Source organism: Halomonas sp. SCS19 (genome assembly GCF_040147015.1).
GTDB classification, from domain to species: domain Bacteria; phylum Pseudomonadota; class Gammaproteobacteria; order Pseudomonadales; family Halomonadaceae; genus Halomonas; species Halomonas litopenaei.
Map to the genome: position 1 here is coordinate 2,928,065 of NZ_JAMSHN010000001.1, position 21,330 is coordinate 2,949,394.

17 protein-coding genes are annotated in these 21,330 nt (G+C 66.3%); 11 read left to right on the forward strand and 6 right to left on the reverse strand.

Features of this window, described 5'->3' with window-relative positions:
• Positions 1–28: 28 nt before the first annotated feature.
• Positions 29–1,420 carry an exodeoxyribonuclease VII large subunit gene (gene xseA, locus NFH97_RS12835; RefSeq protein WP_124803400.1) on the reverse strand — a complete coding sequence of 464 codons (1,392 nt, stop codon included), beginning with the start codon at positions 1,418–1,420 and terminating at the stop codon, positions 29–31.
• Positions 1,421–1,600: 180 nt separating this feature from the next.
• Between xseA and NFH97_RS12840 the strand changes: the two genes are divergently transcribed.
• From NFH97_RS12840 to NFH97_RS12855, 4 genes are all read left to right on the forward strand, one after another.
• A complete protein-coding gene (locus tag NFH97_RS12840) occupies positions 1,601–3,334 on the forward strand; it encodes an alkaline phosphatase D family protein (RefSeq protein WP_108449943.1) in 1,734 nt (577 codons plus the stop codon).
• A gap of 155 nt (positions 3,335–3,489) precedes the next feature.
• Positions 3,490–4,110, forward strand: coding sequence for a hypothetical protein (locus NFH97_RS12845; protein WP_349624900.1), 621 nt, complete (start codon positions 3,490–3,492; stop codon positions 4,108–4,110).
• Positions 4,107–5,678 (forward strand): GMC oxidoreductase, encoded by a 1,572-nt coding sequence (locus NFH97_RS12850; protein ID WP_349624901.1) that lies wholly within the window; start codon positions 4,107–4,109, stop codon positions 5,676–5,678. Before NFH97_RS12845 ends, NFH97_RS12850 begins: the two co-directional genes overlap by 4 nt.
• A 35-nt stretch (positions 5,679–5,713) precedes the next feature.
• Complete coding sequence (locus NFH97_RS12855) at positions 5,714–6,808, forward strand: alpha/beta hydrolase family protein (protein ID WP_045991093.1); 1,095 nt, start codon at positions 5,714–5,716, stop codon at positions 6,806–6,808.
• Between the two features lie 31 nt (positions 6,809–6,839).
• Here NFH97_RS12855 and NFH97_RS12860 read toward each other — a convergent pair whose 3' ends face one another.
• The 4 genes from NFH97_RS12860 to NFH97_RS12875 form a co-directional block, all read right to left on the reverse strand.
• Positions 6,840–7,910, reverse strand: a complete 1,071-nt coding sequence (locus tag NFH97_RS12860; protein ID WP_349624902.1) for an AbrB family transcriptional regulator — start codon at positions 7,908–7,910, stop codon at positions 6,840–6,842.
• 227 nt (positions 7,911–8,137) lie between these two features.
• Positions 8,138–9,643: a tripartite tricarboxylate transporter permease gene (locus NFH97_RS12865; protein ID WP_045991091.1), complete on the reverse strand. Its 1,506-nt coding sequence runs from the start codon at positions 9,641–9,643 to the stop codon at positions 8,138–8,140.
• Positions 9,644–9,738: 95 nt separating this feature from the next.
• Positions 9,739–10,173 carry a tripartite tricarboxylate transporter TctB family protein gene (locus NFH97_RS12870; protein ID WP_045991090.1) on the reverse strand — a complete coding sequence of 145 codons (435 nt, stop codon included), beginning with the start codon at positions 10,171–10,173 and terminating at the stop codon, positions 9,739–9,741.
• On the reverse strand, positions 10,170–11,144 hold the full coding sequence (locus tag NFH97_RS12875) for a Bug family tripartite tricarboxylate transporter substrate binding protein (RefSeq protein ID WP_349624903.1): 975 nt from the start codon (positions 11,142–11,144) through the stop codon (positions 10,170–10,172). The genes NFH97_RS12870 and NFH97_RS12875 overlap by 4 nt, the downstream gene beginning before the upstream one ends.
• A gap of 124 nt (positions 11,145–11,268) precedes the next feature.
• On the opposite strand from NFH97_RS12875, the gene NFH97_RS12880 reads away from it, so the two are divergent.
• From NFH97_RS12880 to guaA, 5 genes are all read left to right on the forward strand, one after another.
• A complete protein-coding gene (locus NFH97_RS12880) occupies positions 11,269–11,937 on the forward strand; it encodes a response regulator (RefSeq protein ID WP_045991089.1) in 669 nt (222 codons plus the stop codon).
• The gene (locus NFH97_RS12885) at positions 11,934–13,379 is read left to right on the forward strand and encodes a sensor histidine kinase (protein WP_349624904.1); all 1,446 of its coding nucleotides are present in this window, start codon (positions 11,934–11,936) and stop codon (positions 13,377–13,379) included. The genes NFH97_RS12880 and NFH97_RS12885 overlap by 4 nt, the downstream gene beginning before the upstream one ends.
• Before the next feature lie 86 nt (positions 13,380–13,465).
• Positions 13,466–14,596: an ABC transporter substrate-binding protein gene (locus NFH97_RS12890; protein WP_349624905.1), complete on the forward strand. Its 1,131-nt coding sequence runs from the start codon at positions 13,466–13,468 to the stop codon at positions 14,594–14,596.
• Positions 14,597–14,722: 126 nt separating this feature from the next.
• Positions 14,723–16,192: an IMP dehydrogenase gene (gene guaB / locus NFH97_RS12895; RefSeq protein ID WP_045991087.1), complete on the forward strand. Its 1,470-nt coding sequence runs from the start codon at positions 14,723–14,725 to the stop codon at positions 16,190–16,192.
• 173 nt (positions 16,193–16,365) lie between these two features.
• On the forward strand, positions 16,366–17,943 hold the full coding sequence (guaA, locus tag NFH97_RS12900; protein WP_045991086.1) for a glutamine-hydrolyzing GMP synthase: 1,578 nt from the start codon (positions 16,366–16,368) through the stop codon (positions 17,941–17,943).
• A 144-nt stretch (positions 17,944–18,087) separates the two neighbouring features.
• Here guaA and NFH97_RS12905 read toward each other — a convergent pair whose 3' ends face one another.
• Positions 18,088–18,390, reverse strand: coding sequence for a hypothetical protein (locus NFH97_RS12905; protein ID WP_045991267.1), 303 nt, complete (start codon positions 18,388–18,390; stop codon positions 18,088–18,090).
• Positions 18,391–18,658: 268 nt separating this feature from the next.
• Between NFH97_RS12905 and NFH97_RS12910 the strand changes: the two genes are divergently transcribed.
• Together NFH97_RS12910 and NFH97_RS12915 are read left to right on the forward strand one after the other, a co-directional pair.
• Entirely contained in the window at positions 18,659–20,380 is a 1,722-nt protein-coding gene (locus NFH97_RS12910) for a GGDEF domain-containing protein (RefSeq protein ID WP_108132347.1), read from the forward strand.
• Between the two features lie 148 nt (positions 20,381–20,528).
• The gene (locus NFH97_RS12915; protein ID WP_349624906.1) at positions 20,529–21,320 is read left to right on the forward strand and encodes an META domain-containing protein; all 792 of its coding nucleotides are present in this window, start codon (positions 20,529–20,531) and stop codon (positions 21,318–21,320) included.
• Positions 21,321–21,330: the final 10 nt, after the last annotated feature.

Sequence of the window (21,330 nt, forward strand, 5' to 3'; positions counted from 1 at the left end):
CCGAGCGCAGGCACTTTTCAGACAAGCCCTAGGCCTCGTCGTCGGATCGGTTGTCCGGGGCCTGCTCGGCTGCCGGCCATGTCTCGATCACCTCGACGTCCAGCTCGCCATCGGCGAGACGAGCGTGCAGTCGCTGGCCGGGCGCGGCCTGATCGGCACGGCGCACCGCCTGGCCGTCGCTGGCGGTGAGGATGGCGTAGCCACGACCTAATACGGCCAGCGGACTGACCGCCTGCAACTCCCGGGCGGCGGCTGCCAGGCGCTCGCGCCGATGGACCAGCGATAGCCGCTGGGCGCCGTCGAGACGGCGTCTCAAGCGGCTCAGTTGGCGCCGATTCTCGTCCAGGGTGAGTCCGGGCGAGCGCAGCGACAGACGGTGAGCCAGGTCTGTCTGGCGGCGCCGCTCGGCGACCACTCGACCGCTGATGGCGCGTCCGAGGCGTTCCTTCAGCTGGCCAAGACTATCGCGCTGACGTGCGATCGCCTCGCCGGGGTGACGCAGGCGCGAGCGCAGGTGATCCAGCCGCTGGCCTTCCCGCTGCAACAGGCGTGCTTGTGCACCCTTCAGACGATTGTCTGCCTGGGTTAGCCGGGCCGTCAGTTCCTGGCGCGAGGGCACCAGACGTTCGGCGGCGGCGGAGGGCGTCGGTGCGCTGGCGTCGGCGGCCAGATCCGACAGGCTCTGGTCGGTCTCGTGGCCCACCGCAGACATCACCGGCAGGCGCGAGTGGTGGATCGCTCGGGCCAGGTGTTCATCGTTGAAGGCCCACAGATCCTCGAGACTGCCGCCGCCACGGGTGATCAGCACCACGTCCCGGTCCTGGTCCAGCGTCGCCTGGCGATTGAGCAGGCCCAGGGCGGCGATGATCGCGGGCGCCGCCTCGGCCCCCTGGACCGGTACCGGTATCAGGGTCACCGTGACCAGCGGCCAGCGTGCCCGGAGTACCGCCAGCACGTCGCGCAGGGCGGCGCCGCTGGCGGAGGTCAGCACCAGCAGATGTCGCGGGGGAAAGGCCAGCGAGCGAGCGTTGGTGAAGACCCCCTGGTCGCCCAGGCGTTGCTTGAGCGCCGCCAGGGCGGCGAGCAGGGCGCCGGCTCCGGCGGCCTGCACCGCCTCGACGATCAACTGGTAGTCGCCCCTGGGCTCGAACAGCGAGACTCGGGCGCGCACCCGCACCAGATCACCGTCACGCATGGGCGTCGACACAAAGCGTCCACGCGTGCGAAACAGCACCGCCTTCACCTGGGCGCGTTCATCCTTGAGGGTGAAGTAGACGTGCCCCGAGGCCGGGCGCGAGACCCCCGACAGCTCGCCTTCGATCCACTGTTCGCCGAGATCGGCTTCCAGCGTAGCGCGCGCGCGTCGATTGAGGTCGCTGACCGAGAGTACGTCCTGGGCGCTATCCGACGTCGCTGTCATGGAGGCTTCCTGGGCTGGCATTGAAGAGAATCGGCGAGCATCAGCGACTGGCAGGACCACGCTGGCAAGTGACAGGTTACCAGAGCCCAGGTCGCCGCTTCAGCAAAGTCGAACTACGCTTAACGGGACAGGCGGGCAACCGGTCTGCCTCGCACGCGCCGCTGCGACGGAGGAGGGCACATGTCGGGACTTCGCGCGCCCGATATCGGGCCTATCGTGGGGCACACCACGGCTCACAGCTGTCGGCTGTGGGTTCGCGGTATCGCTCCCAATGATGATGGCGTCGACCTGACCGCGTCCTTGCGCACCGTGGGCCTGCTGGCGGTGGTCGAGGACAATGGCTTGCCCCGCCTGATCGACGGTGATCCGTCACGTCCCCACGCCTTCTATTTTCGTCTGCACCGGGAGTTTGATCGTACCGGGACCTTCGAGCTGGGGGCCGAGGAAGGTCTGGGAGCGATCGATGGCGTGGCGCCGCTGGGCCAACCCGATGGGGTGGTGCCGTTGACGCCCGATACCCGCTACAAGGTGCGTGTCGCGACCCTCACCCTGGATGACACGACGCCCGACGTGGAAAGCCTGAGTGACGCCCAGATCGCCGCCAGGCTGCCCGACGTTAACGGCATGGCGTCGCTGCTCGCCGACCTAGATGGCGAGCACTGCGAGGCCGAATTCACCACCTTCGCCGCCGCAGTGGAGCCACGACTGGCCTTTCTGCTGGGGTCCTGTCGCTATCCCGGTACCCTGTGGAAGACCAAGGAAGCCGATCGCATCTTCGGCCCCATGGCCAGTCACTTGAGGCGTCGAGGCAGTCGGCCGGCGGCGCGCTTCAGCCTGCTGGTGGGCGATCAGATCTACGCCGATCAGTACAGTCGCTTCGTGCCGATCGGTCGCGCCGAGACCTTCGCCGAGTTTCAGGACCGCTATCGCCAGGCCTTTGGTTCCCCGCAGATGCGCCACTTCCTGCGCCAGGCACCGGTGTACATGATCCTCGATGACCACGAGATCGAGGACAACTGGCATCGTGACCGCCTCGCCGCCAAGCGCGAGCTGTTCAATGTCGCCATTGGCGCCTACATGAGCTACCAGTGGTCACACTGCCCGCGCAGCTTCGGGCGTCATCTGCACTATCACTTCGACTGCGGCGGCTATCCCTTCTTCGTCTGTGACACCCGTACCCATCGTACCTACGGTCGCGAGAACCGGGTGATGGACAACCATCTGCTGGGACGGCCCAGCATCGACCCCCAGCATCCTTCCCAGCTGGACGTGCTGCTCACGTGGCTGAGCGACCAGCAGGCCAGGTGCGGCGCGATGCCCAAGTTTGTCGTTACCTCGACAGTTTTCGCGCCCAGTCCGCTGGATGAAAGGCTCGATCCGGCCCTGGATGGCCATGACGCCCAGGCGCCGACGGATCTGGTGCGGACCAACCTCTCCCGGCGTGCCGAAAGCGATAGCTGGTCGGGGTTTCCGGCCACCCGCAAGGCGCTGGTCGAACATATCGTCGAGGCCGGCATCGACAACGTGATCTTCCTCAGCGGCGACGTGCACTGCGCCAATATCGCCGAGATGGTGGTGGAAGGGGGCGGTGGCGAGCCGCGACGGCTGTATGACGTCACCTCCTCGGCGCTGTACTGGCCGTTCTTCTGGGCCGACGGGGACCCCAACGGCTTTGTTCACGACTCCCGTCTGCCCGGTCAGGTGGATGGCTTTCCGCTGTTTGATGGTGACGTGACGCTGCACTACCGGGCCTTTGGCTTCTATCAGCAGGAAAACTTCTGTCGCCTGGAGCTGGACCGCGCTCACCACCGTCTGCGGGTCAAGGTGATCGATCGCTACGGCGATGAAGTCAGGGTGACGGACCCCGATGGCTCCGTGGTGCCCTATAACGATCTGGCGCTGGTGCCCTGGTAGCGAGCGATATGGCCGGTAGCGGCAATGTCGAAAGCGGGGCTGAAGGGCGCTGGGCTGGAGAGTGCTCGTCGGAAGAGTGCTGACGGGCCGGTCGCCAAAGGGCGGGCGGCCCGGACGACAGGCGCAGGAGCAGGTCCTTTCCTGGAGAAATGGCGGTGAATACGACTAACCCCATGCTGGCGGGATTGCTGTTCGAGGAAACCATGCGAGGCCATTTTTCGCTCGGAAGCCAGGCGCCCGAGCGTGGTGAACGGCTGGGGCATGCAGAAGGCACCGAACTGGCCCTCCATGCCAAGGTCCAGATCGATGACATGGGCGCCTTCCTGGCCGACGACCGCCACCACGGCAGGCTGGGTGGTGTCGTCGATTTTGCCCCGCTGGGCCTTGGGCTGGTGATTCTCGAGGGCGACTTTCAGTTGTTTTCCCAGGGCCCCGGGACGGGGCGTCAGATGGTCTACGACGCGGTTCTGGAACTGGATGAGCGGCGATTGTTCCTGCACGGGGTGAAGCGGGTCAACGACGATCCGGGGCCTGATCTCTGGCGCGATACCACCACCCTCTATACCACTCTGCATGAGGGCGAGAGCGCCACGGCCGACATTCTCGGGGCGGGCATCCTGCACCTGGGCGTGGCCGAGTTGATGGCCATGCTCAAGACCATGACGCCGACGGGCCAAGGGGACCTGCGCACGGTGGCGGATTTCGGTCGCTTCTTCTTTGGTGAACTGTGGCACCTCTATGCGCCCTGGGTCATTCGCCGGGAGCCCGAGGCATGAACTACGACGCCATCGTGGTGGGGTCAGGGTTTGGTGGGGCCGTGGCGGCCTGCCGGCTCGCCGAGGCCGGGCTCAAGGTGCTGGTGCTTGAGCGCGGAAGACGCTGGGAGCGCGAGGACTTTCCCCGGGGGCCGGATGATGACTGGTGTTTCGATGTGGACGCCCCTCGGGAGCGTCATGGCTGGCTCGACCTGCGCTTCTTTTCGCGCATGGCGGTGGCACAGGGCGCTGGCGTGGGTGGTGGTTCGCTGGTCTACGCCAATGTCTCGGTGCCAGCTGAGCGGTTCGCCTTCGACAGTGGCTGGCCGGAGGCGATCGACTTCAATGAGCTCGTCCCCTACCAGGACCGGGTAGGCCAGATGCTGGAGGTGGCCGAGGTCCCCGCGGGCCAGGTCAGCGAGCGCTATCGACTGGTCCAGGAGGCCGCCGTGCGCAGCGGAGACGGCGATCGCTTTCGCCCCTTGCCGCTGGCGGTGCGCTTCGACCCCGACTGGAACTATCGGCTCAGTGAGCCTCACCACCGTCGACACAGTCGGCAGGCCCTCAATGTCCACGGCAAGGAACAGGGGACTTGCATCCACTGCGGCTATTGCGATATCGGCTGCCCGGTGGGGGCCCGCAATACCCTTGACCTGAATTACCTGGCCCGGGCGGAGCAGTTGGGGGCGCAGATACGTCCATTGAGCATGGTGCGATCGCTGGTGCCGGAATCCGGGGGCTACCGGGTGACCTTTCAGCATCTGGAAGGCGCGCCGACGATCCGTCACGAGCGCGCCGAGCGAGTGATCCTTGCCGCTGGCTCGCTGGGGTCCACCGAGCTGTTGCTGCGGGCCAGGGACCAGTACCGCACCCTGCCGGAACTGTCGCCGCTGCTCGGCCATCACTGGTGCGCCAATGGCGATTTCCTGACCCCCGCGATCTACCCGAACAGACGCATCGATGCCTGTCGCGGGCCGACCATCAGCGCCGCCATCGACTATCTCGACGGCAGCGACGGCGGTGAGCGCTACTTCGTCGAGGACGGCGGCTACCCTGACTTGATCGCCCACGCCTTGACGGAATTGCTGTCGCGCTCCGCCACCGCGAGCATGTTGCGGGGTGGCTGGCGCGCGGTGCTGGCCGAGGCGCTCAAGGAGAATGACCCCGATCGCTGCCTGATGCCCTGGTTCGGCCAGGGCATGGACACCGCCGACGGGGTGCTCAGGCTGACGCGGCGTTGGCTGGAGCGAGAGCCGTCGTTGAGCCTGGACTATCGGGTGGCCGCGTCGCGAGCCACGGTGCAGGCGCTGTGCGAACGCCACAAGCGCCTGAGCGCGGCCACCGGAGGCGTCGCCATCGAGCCACCGAGCTGGCGCCTGCTGGACTATTTGATCACCCCGCACCCACTGGGCGGTTGTCCCATGGGAGAGAATCGCTGGGACGGGGTGGTCGACCATGCCGGGGAGGTGTTCGGCTATCCGCGACTGTACGTGCTCGACGGTGCCATCGTGCCGCGCGCGCTGGGGCTCAATCCCTCGCGCACCATCGCCGCCCTGGCCGAGCGCGCCATGGCGCGGATGCTGGCCTAGCAGACGGAAGCGGCGACCCACCGGGAGGTAACATCATGGCCCGCGAGATCCCCCTCTATACCCTCGACGGCGTTGTCGACGCCGGGGTCACCCAGCACGGCTTCTGTACCGAGGACGGCCTGGGGCTGTCACTGCTGCGCTTTCGTCGTGGCCAGGGGCGCATGGCGGTAATGATCGTTCACGGCCTGACCACCTCCAGCGACATGTTCATCCAGCCCGAGCATCGCAATCTGGTCAGCTTTCTGCTGGACGAAGGGGTCGACGAGGTGTGGACGCTGGACTTCCGCATGAGCAACCGCCACCCCTACAACCTGCAGCCCAACCGCTACTCCATGGATGACTGTGCGCTGTTTGACTTTCCCGCGGCGGTGGCAAAGATCCGTCAGGTCGCCGGTGACGACGTCGAGCTGCACGTGATCGCTCATTGTCTCGGCTCGATGGGCTTTGCCATGGCACTGTTCGGCGGCACCGTCAGCGGCATTCGCTCCTGCATCCTCAACAGCGTTGCGCTGACGCCCCATGTACCGCGCTGGTCGAGGATCAAGGGCCACATCTTTCCCTTCGTGATCGAGCGCATCTTCCAGCAGCCCTACGTCAGCCCGCGCTGGAGCGAGGATCCAAGATTCACGCTGGGCAAGCTGTTGTCGAAAGGCGTATCGCTGTTCCACCGCGAATGCGATGTGCCGGCCTGCCATATGCTTTCGCTGATGTGGGGCACCGGCTGGCCGGCACTGTACAACCACGAGAACCTGGACGAGCGCACCCACCGACGGGGTGGTGACCTCTACGGCCCGGTAGGGCTCAACTACCACCGGCATGTCTTGAAGATGCTGGGCCGGGGCCATCGCACGGTGAAGATGCGCGAGGCGCCCGAATACGCCGCGCTACCCGACGACTACCTGCTCGAGGCGCGCCGCGTCGATACCCCCTGCCTGTTGCTGACGGGACGCGACAATCGCGTCTTCACCGACAGCAACGTGCACTGCCACCGGGCCCTGGAGGAGGTCGCCCCAGGCCGCCATGAGCTCGCGATCATCGACGGCTACGGTCATCAGGACGTGTTCATGGGCGCCCGGGTCGACCGTGAGGTCTTTCCCCGGTTGATGACGTTTCTGAACGCCCACGCCTGAGCCCAGGCGCCACGCCTGAATCCAGGTGCCGTCAGGCCCTGAGGCGGCGATGGGCCCAGCCCACCAGCGGCGGCAACGCCACCAGCAGAACGGTGATGCGCAGCAGATGGTGGGAGGTGACGAAGGCCGGTTCGATGTTCAGCGAAAGCGCCACCAGGCTCAGCTCCGGCGCCCCGCCCGGCATGTAGGCCAGCAGTGCCGCAGCCACCGAGATGCCGGTCAGCGCCTGGCCGACCCAGGCTGCCGCTACCGCCAGCACCACCAGGATCAGCGCCTGGACCACCGCCAGACCCAGTTGCCGCGCCATGTCGGACAGCGCCACGCCGACGAAGCGCACGCCCACCGAGGTGCCGATGACTACCTGAGCCAGGGCGATCAGCGCCGGTGGCAGCACCGCGTGGGTCAGCCCGGAAAAGTGCAGCAGCGACGACGCCAGCGCCGGGCCGAACAGCAGGGCGTTGGGCAGGCGCAGCACCCGGCCGACCACGGCGCCGAGCGCCGCCGCTACCACCAGCCAGGCGGTGCCGGCGAGCGAGGGTAGCTGGCTCCACTGGGCCGGCCCGTTGCTGGCGCCGGCCAGATCCACGTGGCCGAACAGGCCGAGGATCGGTGGAATCGTCAGCAGCAGCACCAGGATACGCACCGCGTGGGTGATACCGACGGCACGCAGGTCAGCGCCAGACTCGTGGGCCATCATCAACAGCGCCGACAGTCCGCCCGGGGCGCCGGCGTAGAGCGCGGTGTCCAGCGAGTGACCGGCCACGCGGTAGCTGAAGGCCACCGCCACCACCATCATTACCGCGGTGGCGGCGAGCATGATTGCGGCGCTGGCGGCCCAGGCGGTGATATCGCCGGACAGCTCCGGGGTGAAGGCCGAGCCCAGCATCACCCCGATGACCACCAGAACCCCCTTGCGCAACCGTCCCGGCGAGCCCAGGCGCACCCCGGCGAGGCTGGCCAGGGTGGTGGTGATCAGGGCGCCGAGCAGCCACGGAAGCGGCAGGTCGATCAGGTAGGCGATGACCCCGCCCAGGCCGCCCAGGGCGAGGGTGGGCAGGAAGCGCCAGGCGCCGGGGGGAAGGAGTGTGGGGGCGGCGGGCATGGCGTCTCCTGTGTGCGTTGCCTGTACTCTGTGCACAGGTGGTGGTGATCGAGCCTGACGACGGCGCGCGGCGCCAGATGGCGCCGCGCGGGGACTACATAAGGGCTACATCAGGGCTACGCAGGGGCTTTGTGCGGGCCACACAAGAGCGATGCCGAGAGCGATGCCGAGAGCTATGCCAGGGCCTTTGCCGGGGCGACTCGAGCATGGCCCTGAAGCCCGTTGCATCAAGCCTGGCTCGAGGGCCGTTGCTTGAGCAGCTTGGGTACCAGCCAGGGCAGTACCAGCAGCGCCGAGGCGGCGATCCACAGCGACAGCGAGATGCCGGACTGCCACAGGATGGCGGTGTCGCCACCGCTGATCGCCAGCGCCCGACGCAGGTTCTCTTCCATCAGGCCGCCCAGCACGTAGCCGAGGATGACCGGCGCCAGCGAGAAGCCGAGCTTGCGCAGCAGGTAGCCGAAGACACCGATGACGAGCATCAGATAGATGGCGGTCAGGTCGGAATGCAGCTGATAGACCCCGACGAAGGATAGCACGGCGATGGCCGGCACCAGCACCCAGCGCGGGATGGTCAGCACCTTGGCGAAGACCCCGGCCAGCGGCAGGTTGAGCGCCAGCAACACCAGGTTGCCGATGTACAACGAGGCGATCAGGCCACCGGCGACCTCCGGGTTGTCGGTGAACATCATCGGACCCGGGGTGATGTTGTAGAGCATCAGCGCGCCGAGCAGCACCGCGGTGGTGCCGGATCCGGGGATGCCCAGGGTCAGCATCGGTACGAAGGAGCCTGCGGCGGAGGCGTTGTTGGCCGCTTCGGGCGCCGCCAGGCCACGCATGTCGCCGGTGCCGAAGGTGTTGTCCTTGTCCACCAGCCGCTTTTCGGTGGTGTAGGACACCGCCCCGGCCACCGAGGCGCCGGTTCCGGGCAGTACGCCGATAATGAAGCCGAGCACGCCGGAGCGCAGCATGGTGCCCTTGCAGGCCATCACTTCCTTGAGGCTGACGAACACCCGGCCCAGCGGCGGCAGGGTGTCATCGACGTCGTCGCGATGGGCGTGCTCGAGCATCAGCAGGATCTCGCTGATGGCGAACAGGCCGATGATCATCACCACGAAGTCGATACCGTCATAGAGCTCCGGCATGCCGAAGGTGTAGCGCATCACGCCGGTGCCGGAGTCGACGCCGACGGTGCCGATCAGCACGCCGAGCACGGCGCCGATGGCGGTCTTGATCGGGTCCTTGCCCATCATCACCGACATCGACGAGAAGGCGAACACCATCAGCGCGAAGAATTCGGCGGGGCCGAACATCACCGCCACCCGGGCCAGCAGCGGGGCGAACAGGGTCAGGCCGATGATGGCGATGGTGGCGCCGACAAACGACGCCACCGCCGACAGGCCCAGCGCCGGACCGGCCAGGCCACGCTTGGCCAGCGGATGGCCATCGAGGGTGGTCATCACCGCGCCGGCGTCGCCGGGCACATTGAGCAGGATGCTGGACATGCGCCCGCCGTACTCGGCACCGGTGTAGATGCCGGCCAGCAGGATCAGCGCGGATTCGGCGGGCAGGCCCAGGGTGTAGGCCAGCGGCATCAGGATGGCGATGCCGTTGATTGGCCCGATGCCCGGCAGGGCGCCGAACAGGGTGCCCAGCAGCGCGCCGAGGAAGGCCAGGCCAAGATTGAGCGGCGTCAGGGCGACGCCGAAGCCTTCAATAAGAAAGTCGAACATGGGAACACCTTGATCAGGGATCGGTGGCGGTCAGGGCTGGGGCAGCGCTGGCAGCTGAGCTGTTACAGGAGCTGGCTTCAGGGCGGCGGTTCGCGCTACCACGGCAGGCCGGGCAGGCCGATGCCAAGGCCATGGGTGAACAGCCACTGGCCGCCCAGCGCCATCAACACACCGGTGGCCACGGCCTTGAGCGGACTGGCCTCGAACAGCCAGGCCAGGGCGGCGATCACCAGCATTGAGCTCAACAAAAAGCCCAGGCGCGGGAACAGCACGGCGTAGACCAGCAGCAGCACCAGCACGCCGATCAGGCGCAATCCCAGGCGCTTGTCGGGCCAGTGGCCGTTTTCACCCGGACGTATCACCAGCACCAGCGACAGCAGCCCCAGCAGGATGGAGAGCCCCAGCGGAAAGGCCTTGGGGCCGACGGGGTCGTAGCTGAAGGGCACCTCGAGGGACAGGGCGTTGACGGCGGTGAACGCCGCCAACCCCATCAGGGCGATACCCAGACAGCGGTCGGCGGCGATACTCATTGGGTCAGACCCACTTCCGTGGCCAGCTCCTTGAAGCCGGCGACCTGATCCTTGACGTAGCCGTCGAAGTCGTCACCGAAGCGGGCCATGGGGAACAGGCCGCGAGCTTCGCGCAGCTCGGCGAAGGTCTCGTTGTCGGCCAGGTTCTCGAGGCGCTCGACCCAGGCCTGGTAGGCCTCGTCGCTGACCTCGGGGCCCATGTAGTAGCCGCGCCAGATCGGCCACTGGACGTCGTAACCCTGTTCGGCGGCGGTGGGAATCTCGGCGTAGGGGCCGCCCATGCGCTCCTCGGACAGCGCCGCCAGCACGCGGATGTCGCCGCTCTCGAGCTGGGACTTGAGCTCCGACAGGTCACCGGAGAACACCTGGATATGGTTGCCAAGCAGTGCGGCCAGGGCTTCACCGCCACCCTCGAAGGCCACGTAGCGCAGGCTGCGCGGGTCGACGTCGGCGGCCTTGGCGGTCAGCGCGGCCTTCATCCAGTCCTGGCTGCCCACGCTTCCACCGGCGCCGAAGGCGACCTGGGTGGGGTCTTCCTGCAGCGCCGTCATCAGCTCATCCAGGGTCTGCCAGGGCGCGTCGGCCTTGACCACGATGGCGCCGTAGTCGACCCCCAGGGCACCGACCCAGCGCACTTCGCTGGCGTCGTACTGGCCGAACTTGCCCAGCGCCAGGTTGACCGCAGCGCCGGTGCTGGCGGCGACGATCAGGTTGGGGTCGTCGGTGCGCACGCCATTGACGTGGTTGTAGGCCACCGCACCGATGCCGCCGGGCATGTAGGTGACCAGCATCGGGTCCTCGATCAGGCCGGTCTCGAGCAGGCCATTGGCGGCCAGCCGGCAGGTCAGGTCGTAGCCACCGCCGGGCTTGGCCGGGGCGATGCATTCGGCCTCGTCGGCGGCCTGGGCGGTGCCGACGCTGAGGCTGGCGCCGAGCAGCAGGGCGGCGGGCAGAGCTGTGATATTCTTCATGCGGACTCCTGACAACTATTATTATGGATTGATGAAACCGGGGTGCTTTAACGTGAGAGATGCTAGGCCGACTAGCTTTCATCAACCTGTCATGCCCTCCCTGCCTGGATAAGACATTAGTCGCATGCGCCTTCTCGTCGTCGAAGATGATGCCCTCATCAGCCGCTCGCTGGTCGAGGCCCTGACCCCCCTTGGCAATACCGTAGAGGTGTTTGCCTGCTGTAGTGATGCCAGGGCAGCGCTGCGCCAGGGTGGGGTCGACCTGATGCTTCTGGACATCGGGCTGCCCGACGGTGACGGCCTGTCACTGCTGGCCGAGTTGCGTGACGCGGGCGATCGCACCCCGGTGATCATCCTGACCGCCCGGGACGCGCTGGATGACCGGGTCAGGGGACTCGACCTGGGGGCCGATGACTACCTGGCCAAGCCCTTTGAACTGGCCGAACTTGAGGCGCGGGTACGCGCGCTGCTCAGGCGCAGCCAGCAGCGCGCCGACAACCGTCTTGGCCTGGGTCCCTTGTCCTTCGATCCGGCCAGTGGCGCCGCCAGTCTGTTCGGCGAACCCATGGCGCTGCCCCATCGCGAGCTGCTGCTGGTCGAAAGCCTGTTGCTGCACGCTGGAGCCATCGCGCCTCGCGAGACCCTGGAGGGGCGACTTTTCGGCTTCGGCGAGGTGGGCTCCAACGCCCTGGAGGTCTACGTCAGCCGGCTGCGCAAGCGGCTCAAGGGCGCAGGTCTGCGCATCCGTACCTTTCGCGGACTTGGCTACCGCCTGGAAGAGGACGACGGGTGATCGAGGTCGATGGATCACTCAAGCGTCGGCTCGGTGGCTGGCTGGTGGTTACCGTCGGGGTGCTGGGGCTGGCGCTGATGGTGGAGGCCTGGGTCAGCAGTCAGCGGGCGGCGGCGCGGGCCTTCGACGCCCAGTTGCAGGCGGCGGCGCTGACCATCGCCGAGGCGGTGCGCTGGCAGGACGGCATCCCCCAGGTGGTGGTGCCGGCGGCGGCGCTGCAGATCCTCGCCACCGACAGCCAGGCGCGGCTGTTCTACGCGGTGCTGGACGATGACGGCAGGACGCTGTCGCGTAACTGGCCGGTGGACATCCCCGCTAGCTGGCAGCAGGCGCTGGGTGAAGGCGGCATGTCGCGGGACCTGACCACGACGCTGGGAGAGCTGCGTCTGCATGCCCAGCGGGTGGCCTCGGCGGGTTGGGTCACCCAACTGCCGGTGCAGGTGTGGGTCGGGCATACCCTTGAGGGGCGTCGAGCCCTGGCCCGCTCACTGTTCGAGCGTTCGCTGTCGCGCTTTATTGCCATGGTGCTGCTGACCGGGGTGCTGATGGGCTTGACCATGCGCGCGGCGCTGTCTCCCCTGCGCCGCCTGCGCCGCCAGATTCGTGGGCGCGGCGCCGATGACTTCAGTCCGCTGGCGGCCAGGGTGCCCAAGGAGCTTCATGAGCTCGCCCAGGCCTTGAACCACCTGTTCGCCCGTCAGCGCCAGGGACGCGAGGATCTTCTGCGCTTCACCGCCGACGCCAGCCACCAGCTCAAGACGCCGCTGGCGGGACTCAAGGCCGTCAGCGAGCTGGGCCTTCGCAGCAGTGATCCGGAGGAATGGCGCCAGGCGCTCACGCGCGTTCACGCCCGGGCCGAGGACACCAGTCGACTGGCCGGCCAATTGCTGTCGCTGGCGCGACTGCGCCACCTCGACCGGGAGACGGCGCTGCCTGCGCTCGACCTGGGTGAGCTGGTGCGCGACGTCGCCCTGGACTGGGCGGCGCGGGAGCGGGCGGCGGAGCATGACCTCGGGCTTGGCAGCCTGCCAGCCGAGCCGCTGAAGGTCTGTGTCGAGGACTGGGCACTGCGCGAAGCCCTGGGCAACCTGATCGACAACGCCCTGCGCTACACCCCGACAGGTTGCGAGATCACCCTGCATCTGGCGCGCGAGGGCGACTGGGCGCGGTTGTCGATCGTCGATGACGGCCCCGGTGTCGCCGACGCGGCGCTGGCGACGCTGGGGCAGCCGTTTCAGCGGGGTGGGCGCCAGGACACCGAGGGCTCTGGACTGGGTCTTGCCATCGTCGATACCACCGCCCGGCGCATGGGCGCCCGCGTGCAATTCGCCAACCGCTCACCGCATGGACTCGAGGTGGTGCTGTGGCTGCCGCTGGCGAAGGACGAACAGGATGTCACCGGTGCCTTTGCGGCCGGCGTGAATCCAGGAGAGAACACTTGATGCCCCTGCAGCCTGGACAACGCCTTCGATCCTGTGGACGTCTCCCGGCCCGCTGTGCGACGCAGGTCACACGGCGGCAGCCCCTGGTGGTGTCGCAGTGGCTGCCGCTTTTACTGCTCATGCTTCTGCTGCTGGGTGGCTGTCACAGCGGCGATAGCCGCACCCCCACAGATAACGATCCGCTGGTGATCTCGGCGGCGCTGGATCTTGACGTGGTGGCACCGCTGCTGGAGGCCTTTCGCCAGGCCTATCCCCAGGTTCCCCTGCGCTTTGAGGATCGCACCACCCGGGAGGTGGACGACAGCGTGGTGGGACATCTTCAGGGAGGCCAGGCGACGGGTGAAGGGACGAGCAGAGCGCCGGACGTGGTGATCAGCTCGGCGATGCCGTGGCAGATGGCCAGGGTCAATGAAGGACTGGCGCGGCGCCTGAACGGGCCGGAGATCGAGCGCTGGCCGGAGTGGGCGCGCTGGCGCGACGAGGTCTTCGCCTTCACCTTCGAGCCGGTGGTGATGGCCTATCGGCTGGATCTGTCGCGGCATATGCTGCCGCCCCAGACCCATGGCGACCTGCACGCACTGCTGGCGACCCAGGCCCGCTGGCTGACGGGCAAGGTGACCACCTACTCGCCGCTTTCCAGCGGGGTGGGCTACACCCTTGCCCAGCAGGATGCCCGCTACTCCTCGCGCTTCTGGGAGCTGGTCGGCGCCATGGGGCGTGTCGATACCCGCCTCGAGACGACCACCCGGGCCATGCTCGAAGGGCTCAGCCAGGGACGCTACTGGCTCGGCTACAACCTGCTGGGTTCCTACGCCATGGTCTACGCCCAGGAACATCCCGAGGTGATCGTGCAGGTGCCCAGGGACTATTCGCTGGTGCTGATGCGCATGGCCTTCGTGCATCGCGATGCCTCCCACGTCGAGGCCGCCGAGACCTTCGTCAAGTTTTTGCTGAGTCAGCGTGGCCAGCGAGTACTGGCGGGGCAGACGCCACTGTTCAGCGTGCTGCCGGGGGTGACCGGCCCCTACACCGCCGCCAGGCTGCGCACCCAGGTGGGGGAGCGGCTCTACCCGATACTGCCCAACGCCACCTTGCTGGCCTTCGTCGATCCTGCCCGCCGGGAGGCCTTCGCCGACCACTGGCGAGCGCGTTTTCAGGGCGAGCAGGCGCTGGATGAAGCGGTCGAACGGGGTAGCGGGGCGCTGGCGCCGGAGTAGACGGCGGGTGGCAACCGAGGCGCACCGATGTGTCAAGCTGGCACATTGCCGGAGGCCGGGGCGGAACGTTATAATGGGCGATTAACTTCTTCCCTCCCTCTAAAGCCTCAGTGGGTGTTGCCGATTATGCTACGTATGGCCCAAGAAGCACTTACGTTTGACGACGTATTGCTCGTTCCCGGCTATTCCGACGTTCTCCCCAAGGACGTCAGTCTCCGGACCCGCCTGACTCGCGACCTCTTCCTCAATATTCCCCTCGCCTCCGCCGCCATGGATACCGTCACCGAAGCCCGCCTGGCCATCGCCATGGCCCAGGAAGGTGGCATCGGCATCATCCACAAGAGCATGGGCATCGCTCAGCAGGCGCTGGAAGTGCGCAAGGTCAAGAAGCACGAGAGCGTCATCGTCAAGGATCCCGTCACCGTCGGACCCAAGGCCAAGCTGCAGGATCTGCTGGCGATGGCCAAGGAACACGGCTTCTCCGGCTTCCCGGTGGTCGAGGGCGAGACCCTGGTCGGCCTGGTGACCGAGCGTGACATGCGCTTCCAGCCCAACCATGGCGACAGCGTCGCCGACATCATGACCCCGAGCGATCGCCTGGTGACCGTGCCGGAAGGCACCCCGCTGGATGTCATCAAGGGCAAGATGCAGGAGCACCGGGTCGAGAAGATGCTGGTGGTGGACGGCGACTTCCGCCTGCGTGGCCTGGTGACCTTCCAGGACATCGAGAAGGCGCGCACCTTCCCCAGCGCCGCCAAGGACGCCGACGGTCGCCTGCTGGTCGGCGCCGCCGTGGGCACCGGTCCGGAAACCCCTGACCGAGTCAAGGCGCTGGCCGAGGCCGGCGTCGACGCCCTCGTCGTCGATACCGCCCACGGTCATTCCCGTGGCGTGATCGAGCGGGTGCGCTGGGTCAAGGAGCACTTCCCGCAGATCCAGGTCATCGGCGGCAACATCGCCACCGCCGACGCCGCCCGGGCTCTGGCCGAGGCCGGTGCCGACGCGGTCAAGGTGGGCATCGGTCCTGGCTCCATCTGCACCACCCGCATCGTCGCCGGTGTCGGCGTGCCGCAGATCACCGCGGTGTCCAACGTGGCCGAGGCGCTCAAGGAGTTCGACATCCCGCTGATCGCCGACGGTGGCGTGCGCTTCTCCGGCGACATCGCCAAGGCGGTAGCCGCCGGTGCCAGCTGCATCATGGTCGGTGGCCTGCTGGCCGGCACCGAGGAGGCGCCGGGCGAGGTCGAGCTGTTCCAGGGGCGTACCTACAAGGCCTACCGTGGCATGGGTTCCATGGGCGCCATGTCCCAGACCCAGGGTTCCAGCGACCGCTACTTCCAGGACAAGGACGACGGCGTCGAGAAGCTGGTGCCGGAAGGCATCGAAGGCCGGGTGCCCTACAAGGGCGTGATGGGTGCCATCGTGCACCAGCTGATGGGTGGCCTGCGTGCCTCCATGGGCTACACCGGCTGTGCCAGCATCGACGAGATGCGCACCAAGCCCGAGTTCGTCAAGATCACCGGCGCCGGCTTCAACGAGTCCCACGTTCACGACGTCCAGATCACCAAGGAAGCGCCCAACTATCGAGCAGGGTAGGCGCTGACGTGACGCGCCAGGCGTATCGCACCAGACGCGTTGCACCAGAAGGCGCGCGGGGCGACTCGCCCCTCGTCACCCTGAGCTGGAAGCGGTCCGCCGCTTCCAGCTTTTCGCTTTTCGCTTTTCGATTGCTCGGCCCACCGGCCCCACTGCCTGCAAGGTAAGTCCCCATGACCGATATCCACGCCCACAAGATCCTGATCCTCGACTTCGGCTCCCAGTACACCCAGCTGATCGCTCGCCGGGTGCGCGAGATCGGCGTCTACTCCGAGATTCGCGCCTTCGACATCACCGAGGAGGAGATCCGCGAGTATCGCCCCAACGGCATCATCCTGGCCGGTGGCCCGGAGTCGGTGACCGAGCTGGACTCGCCGCGGGCGCCGGCCTGCGTGTTCGAGATGGGGCTGCCGGTGTTCGGTATCTGCTACGGCATGCAGACCATGGCCGAGCAGCTGGGTGGCAAGGTCGAGGGCTCCAATAAGCGCGAGTTCGGCTACGCCCAGATCCGCCTGGACGCCGAGACGGCGCTGTTCAAGGACATCAAGGATCACGTCGATCCGGATAGCGGGCGCGGCCTGCTGGACGTGTGGATGAGTCACGGTGACAAGGTCGCCCAGGTGCCGGAGACCTTCACCGTCACCGCCTCCACCCCGAGCTGCCCGATCGCTGCCATGGCCTGGGAGGAAAAGCGCTTCTACGGCGTACAGTTCCACCCCGAGGTCACCCACACCCTGCAGGGTCAGCGCATCCTCGAGCACTTCGTGCTGGAGATCTGTGGCGCCGAGCGCAACTGGACGCCGGCCAAGATCATCGAGGACCAGATCGCCCGGGTGCGCGACCAGGTCGGTGACCGCCACGTGCTGCTGGGACTGTCAGGCGGGGTCGACTCCTCGGTGGTCGCGGCCCTGTTGCACAAGGCCATCGGCGATCAGCTGACCTGCGTGTTCGTCGACAACGGCCTGCTGCGCAAGAACGAAGGCGATCAGGTGATGGAGACCTTCGCCCAGCACATGGGCGTGCGGGTGATCCGCGTCGACGCCGAAGAGCTGTTCCTCGGCAAGCTCGAAGGTGAGGCCGACCCCGAAGCCAAGCGCAAGATCATCGGCAACACCTTCATCGACGTCTTCGACAGCGAAGCGGCCAAGATCGAGGGTGTGGACTTCCTGGCCCAGGGCACCATCTACCCGGACGTGATCGAGTCGGCCGCCGCCAAGACCGGCAAGGCCCACGTGATCAAGTCCCACCACAACGTCGGTGGCCTGCCGGAGACGATGAAGCTCAAGCTGGTCGAGCCGCTGCGTGAGCTGTTCAAGGACGAGGTGCGCAAGCTCGGCCTGGAACTCGGCCTACCCTACGACATGGTCTACCGTCACCCCTTCCCGGGGCCGGGCCTGGGCGTGCGTATCCTCGGCGAGGTCAAGAAGGAGTACGCCGACATCCTGCGCGAGGCCGACGCCATCTTCATTGAAGAGCTGCACAACTCCGGCTGGTACCACAAGACCAGCCAGGCCTTCGCGGTGTTCCTGCCGGTCAAGTCCGTCGGTGTGGTCGGTGATGGCCGCCGCTACGAATGGGTCATCGCCCTGCGTGCCGTCGAGACCATCGACTTCATGACCGCCCGCTGGGCCCACCTGCCCTACGAACTGCTGGAGAAGGTCTCCAACCGCATCATCAACGAACTGTCCGGTGTCTCCCGCGTCACCTACGACGTCTCGTCCAAGCCGCCGGCGACGATCGAGTGGGAATGATCCCTTCTCCGACGACCTGACGGCGTCGGTGCAATGTTCGAAAACCACAACACCCGCCATCTGGCGGGTGTTGTGCGTTCAGGTGCAGACGATTGGCCCGGGCCAGGCGCACCATCAAGCCGCGCCGGTCGGGGACTCTGTCGTTCAATCGCTCTCGTACAGTTCTGCCTTGGCGTCACGCATGATGTCCTCGCAGGCGGCCTGCTGGGCCAGCTCGGTCATCAGGGTCTGGGAAAGGGCAAAGCCCTTGCCCAGGCAACGATCCACATCGTCCTTGGCGATGGAGGGCTGGACATCCACATCCAGAATCAGGGTGCGGCGGCCTCCTTCGAGACGGTCTGCCATCTGCCTGAGCTGCCAGGCCAGGCGATTCTTCCAGCTTGCGGTCTGCTCTGCGCCCTCGGTCACGTTGAGGGTACATTGCCACTGAGGTTTGTAGACCTTCATGTGAACCTCCTTGCTGGTGAAGTGAGCGATCTCCTGTTCTTTCATCACGTTCAGGTCCCAGCATACTCGCATATGACGTCCTTGCCACTCCCTCCCTCGGGGGCGCTACCTCAACCCTGTTGGGTCGTCTCGTGTAAGTGAGTCCTTGCTGGGGGATTTGGGCACTATCCTTCCTCTGGGTTGAAACTTCGCTGGCGGCACAGTGCCGCAGGAAAGGTATGCCGGAAGGAAGCGGCTACACTGAGTCTGGGCGACAAGGAGTGCTGCGATGCAGTGGGGCGGCGGAGGTGAGTCGGGCAGAGGCATGGGGCGGCTTTGGCTTTTGTTGACCGCGATGGTGGTGCTGCTGGCGTGGGAGCTGGCGGGGGAGGCCTCACGCCCACAGCCCAATGTGTCGCTGTGGGTACTCGACCACCAGGGGCAGCAACCACCGGAGAAAGGAGCGCTTTCTACGGTTACCGCAGAGTCTCTCGATGAGCAGGTCAGCCTGGGACTCAAGGCGCATCCGGTATGGCTGCGACTGAGGGTGGTGGGTGCTCTGCCCGGGCAGCGCCTGGTGCTGTCCAATCCTCTGGTTCAGGGAGTCGAGCTGCTGGTCTGTGACGACTCGGGGTGTCGCCCCGTCGCGAGGGAGACGCATTTTGCCGATGATCCGGGGCTCGCTGCTGCCTTGCCCCAGTTCCGCTTGCCTGTGGCAACGAATGAACTGCTGTTGCGCGTCGAGACCGATCAGGCGATACGCTTCAATGTGCAGGTACTGGATGACGTCGATCTACACCGTTACTGGCGTGACTTGTTGCTGGGGCAGGGGCTCTATTTCGGCTTGATTGCGGGCCTGGTGATCTACAACAGCCTTCTACTGTTCAGTCTTCGCGATACCAACTACCTCTGGTATCTGGGGTTCTTGAGTGGAGCGGGCGCTTACTTCTTGTGTCAGAACGGCTTGCTGCTGCTTTATTTTCCGCAGATGGGGGCACGCCTGAACGAGGCCTTGCTGCTGACGGCCCTGTCGGTGATCAGCATCTGCGGGTTGCAGTTCTGCCGGCGTTTTCTGATGACGGCGCGCCAGGACCCGAGAGTGGACTCGTTGATGCGGTGGCTGTGCTGGCTCCTGGCGCTGGCCGCCGCCATCGCCTGGCTGCTGCCGAGCTTCTTGACCGTGGTGTTCTATTCGCTGCTGGGGGTGCTGACGCTAACGGCTTTTCTGCTGTCGTCGGTGCGTGGCTTGTGGCGTGGCTTTCGCCCCGCTCAGTGGCTGTTGATGGCATGGTCGGTGCTGGTGGTCGGGGTGGTCCTGTTGCTGCTGGTGACCTATGGGTTGTCCCCCCACAACTTCTGGACGCTGCACGGTTTCCAGATCGGTTCCGCGCTGGAGGCCATCCTCTTGTCGCTGGCCCTGGCCGATCGCATCAGTCTGTTGCAGCGCGAGCGAGAGACGCTGCTGGAGGAGAAGGCGCGGTTGCACGGCATGAGCTATCTCGATGGTCTTACTGGTGTGCACAATCGCCGCTATCTCGATGAAGCCTTGCCCGCTGCGGTGGCCCAGGCCGAGGTAAGCGGGCGACCACTGTCGTTGATCATGCTGGATATCGATAACTTCAAGCGATTCAACGATGGCTGGGGGCATGCCGAAGGTGATCGCGCGCTGCAGCATCTGGGCAAGGTGATCGAGGAGGTCGTGCGCGACATCGATCCGGTGTGTCGTTACGGGGGAGAAGAGTTCGTGATTCTGCTCAAGGAGCGCGACGAGCATCAGGCGCTGGATATCGCCGAACGCATTCGCAAGGGTCTGGCGACAACGCCCTTGACGCTGCTCACCGGAGAGCAGGTGTTGTTGACCTGTACCCTGGGGGTGGCCAAACGACTGGAGGGCGAGAGCGCCTCAGCACTGTTGCGGCGGGCCGACCAGGCGCTGTATCGAGGCAAGTACGCCGGCCGCGATCGGGTGGTGCTGAATGCCTCCGGTGGCGTCGCCTCGACAACCTCATGAAGGTACCTTCTGAAGTCTGGCGTCTGGCCGGTTCCCTGATCTTCGACATGCGCAGGCGGGGAACCCTTGGCAGGATGGCGGTCCAAGATGCGTCACATGTTGCCACAGCAGTGTGCCAGCATCGTTTCTTCAACACCAAGGGGGCACCATGAAACCGACTCCAGGAACTCTACGCCAGTCGCGTCTGTGGGGGACGGCCTGGCTGTTGCTGCTGATGGCCGGTTGTACCGGGGCGTCGTCGAGTGGCACCGGGTCGAGCGAGTCGTTCCAGGCAGAGGCGTCCAGCCTGGCGCCACTTCCTGCGAGCTTTCGTGGTGAACTGTCCTGTGATGACTGCAAGGCGGTACGTCTCGATCTGGCGCTCGATGACGGGGGGCGATATCTGCTCAAGGAGACGCATCTGGGACCCGGCGAGCAACCTCGCCGCCGCCACCGTGGTCAGTGGCAGTTGACGGATGGCGAACTGTCGCTGGGCGAGCCCGCCCCGGAGGCGGCGCAGCGGTGGCAAGTCGTGCAGGGTGGCGATCTTGTGTCGCAGGCGTCGCGTACGCCAGATGGCGAGGCTGCCCGCCTGGCGCGGCTGCCCGAACCGCTGCACGAACCACTGGAAGAGCGCTACTGGAAGCTGGTGCAAGTCGACGGAGAAGTCGCTGTCGACGGTTCTGCGCATATCGTGCTGCACACCCAGGAGGGCCGCCTGGCCGGATCCGGAGGGTGCAACCGCCTGATGGGAAGTTACCAGCGCGAGGGGGCTGCGCTGTCGCTGGCCCCGCTGGCCACTACCAGGAAGGCCTGCCAGGGGCCTGTCATGGCCCAGGAGCGCGCGCTGGTCGAGGCACTGGGGGCCACTAGAGCGTTTCGTCTGCTGGCCGATGAGCTTGAACTGCTCGATGAAAACGACAAGGTGCTGGCGCGCTTCGAGGTGGTCCACCTGACCTGAGTCCTGCCTC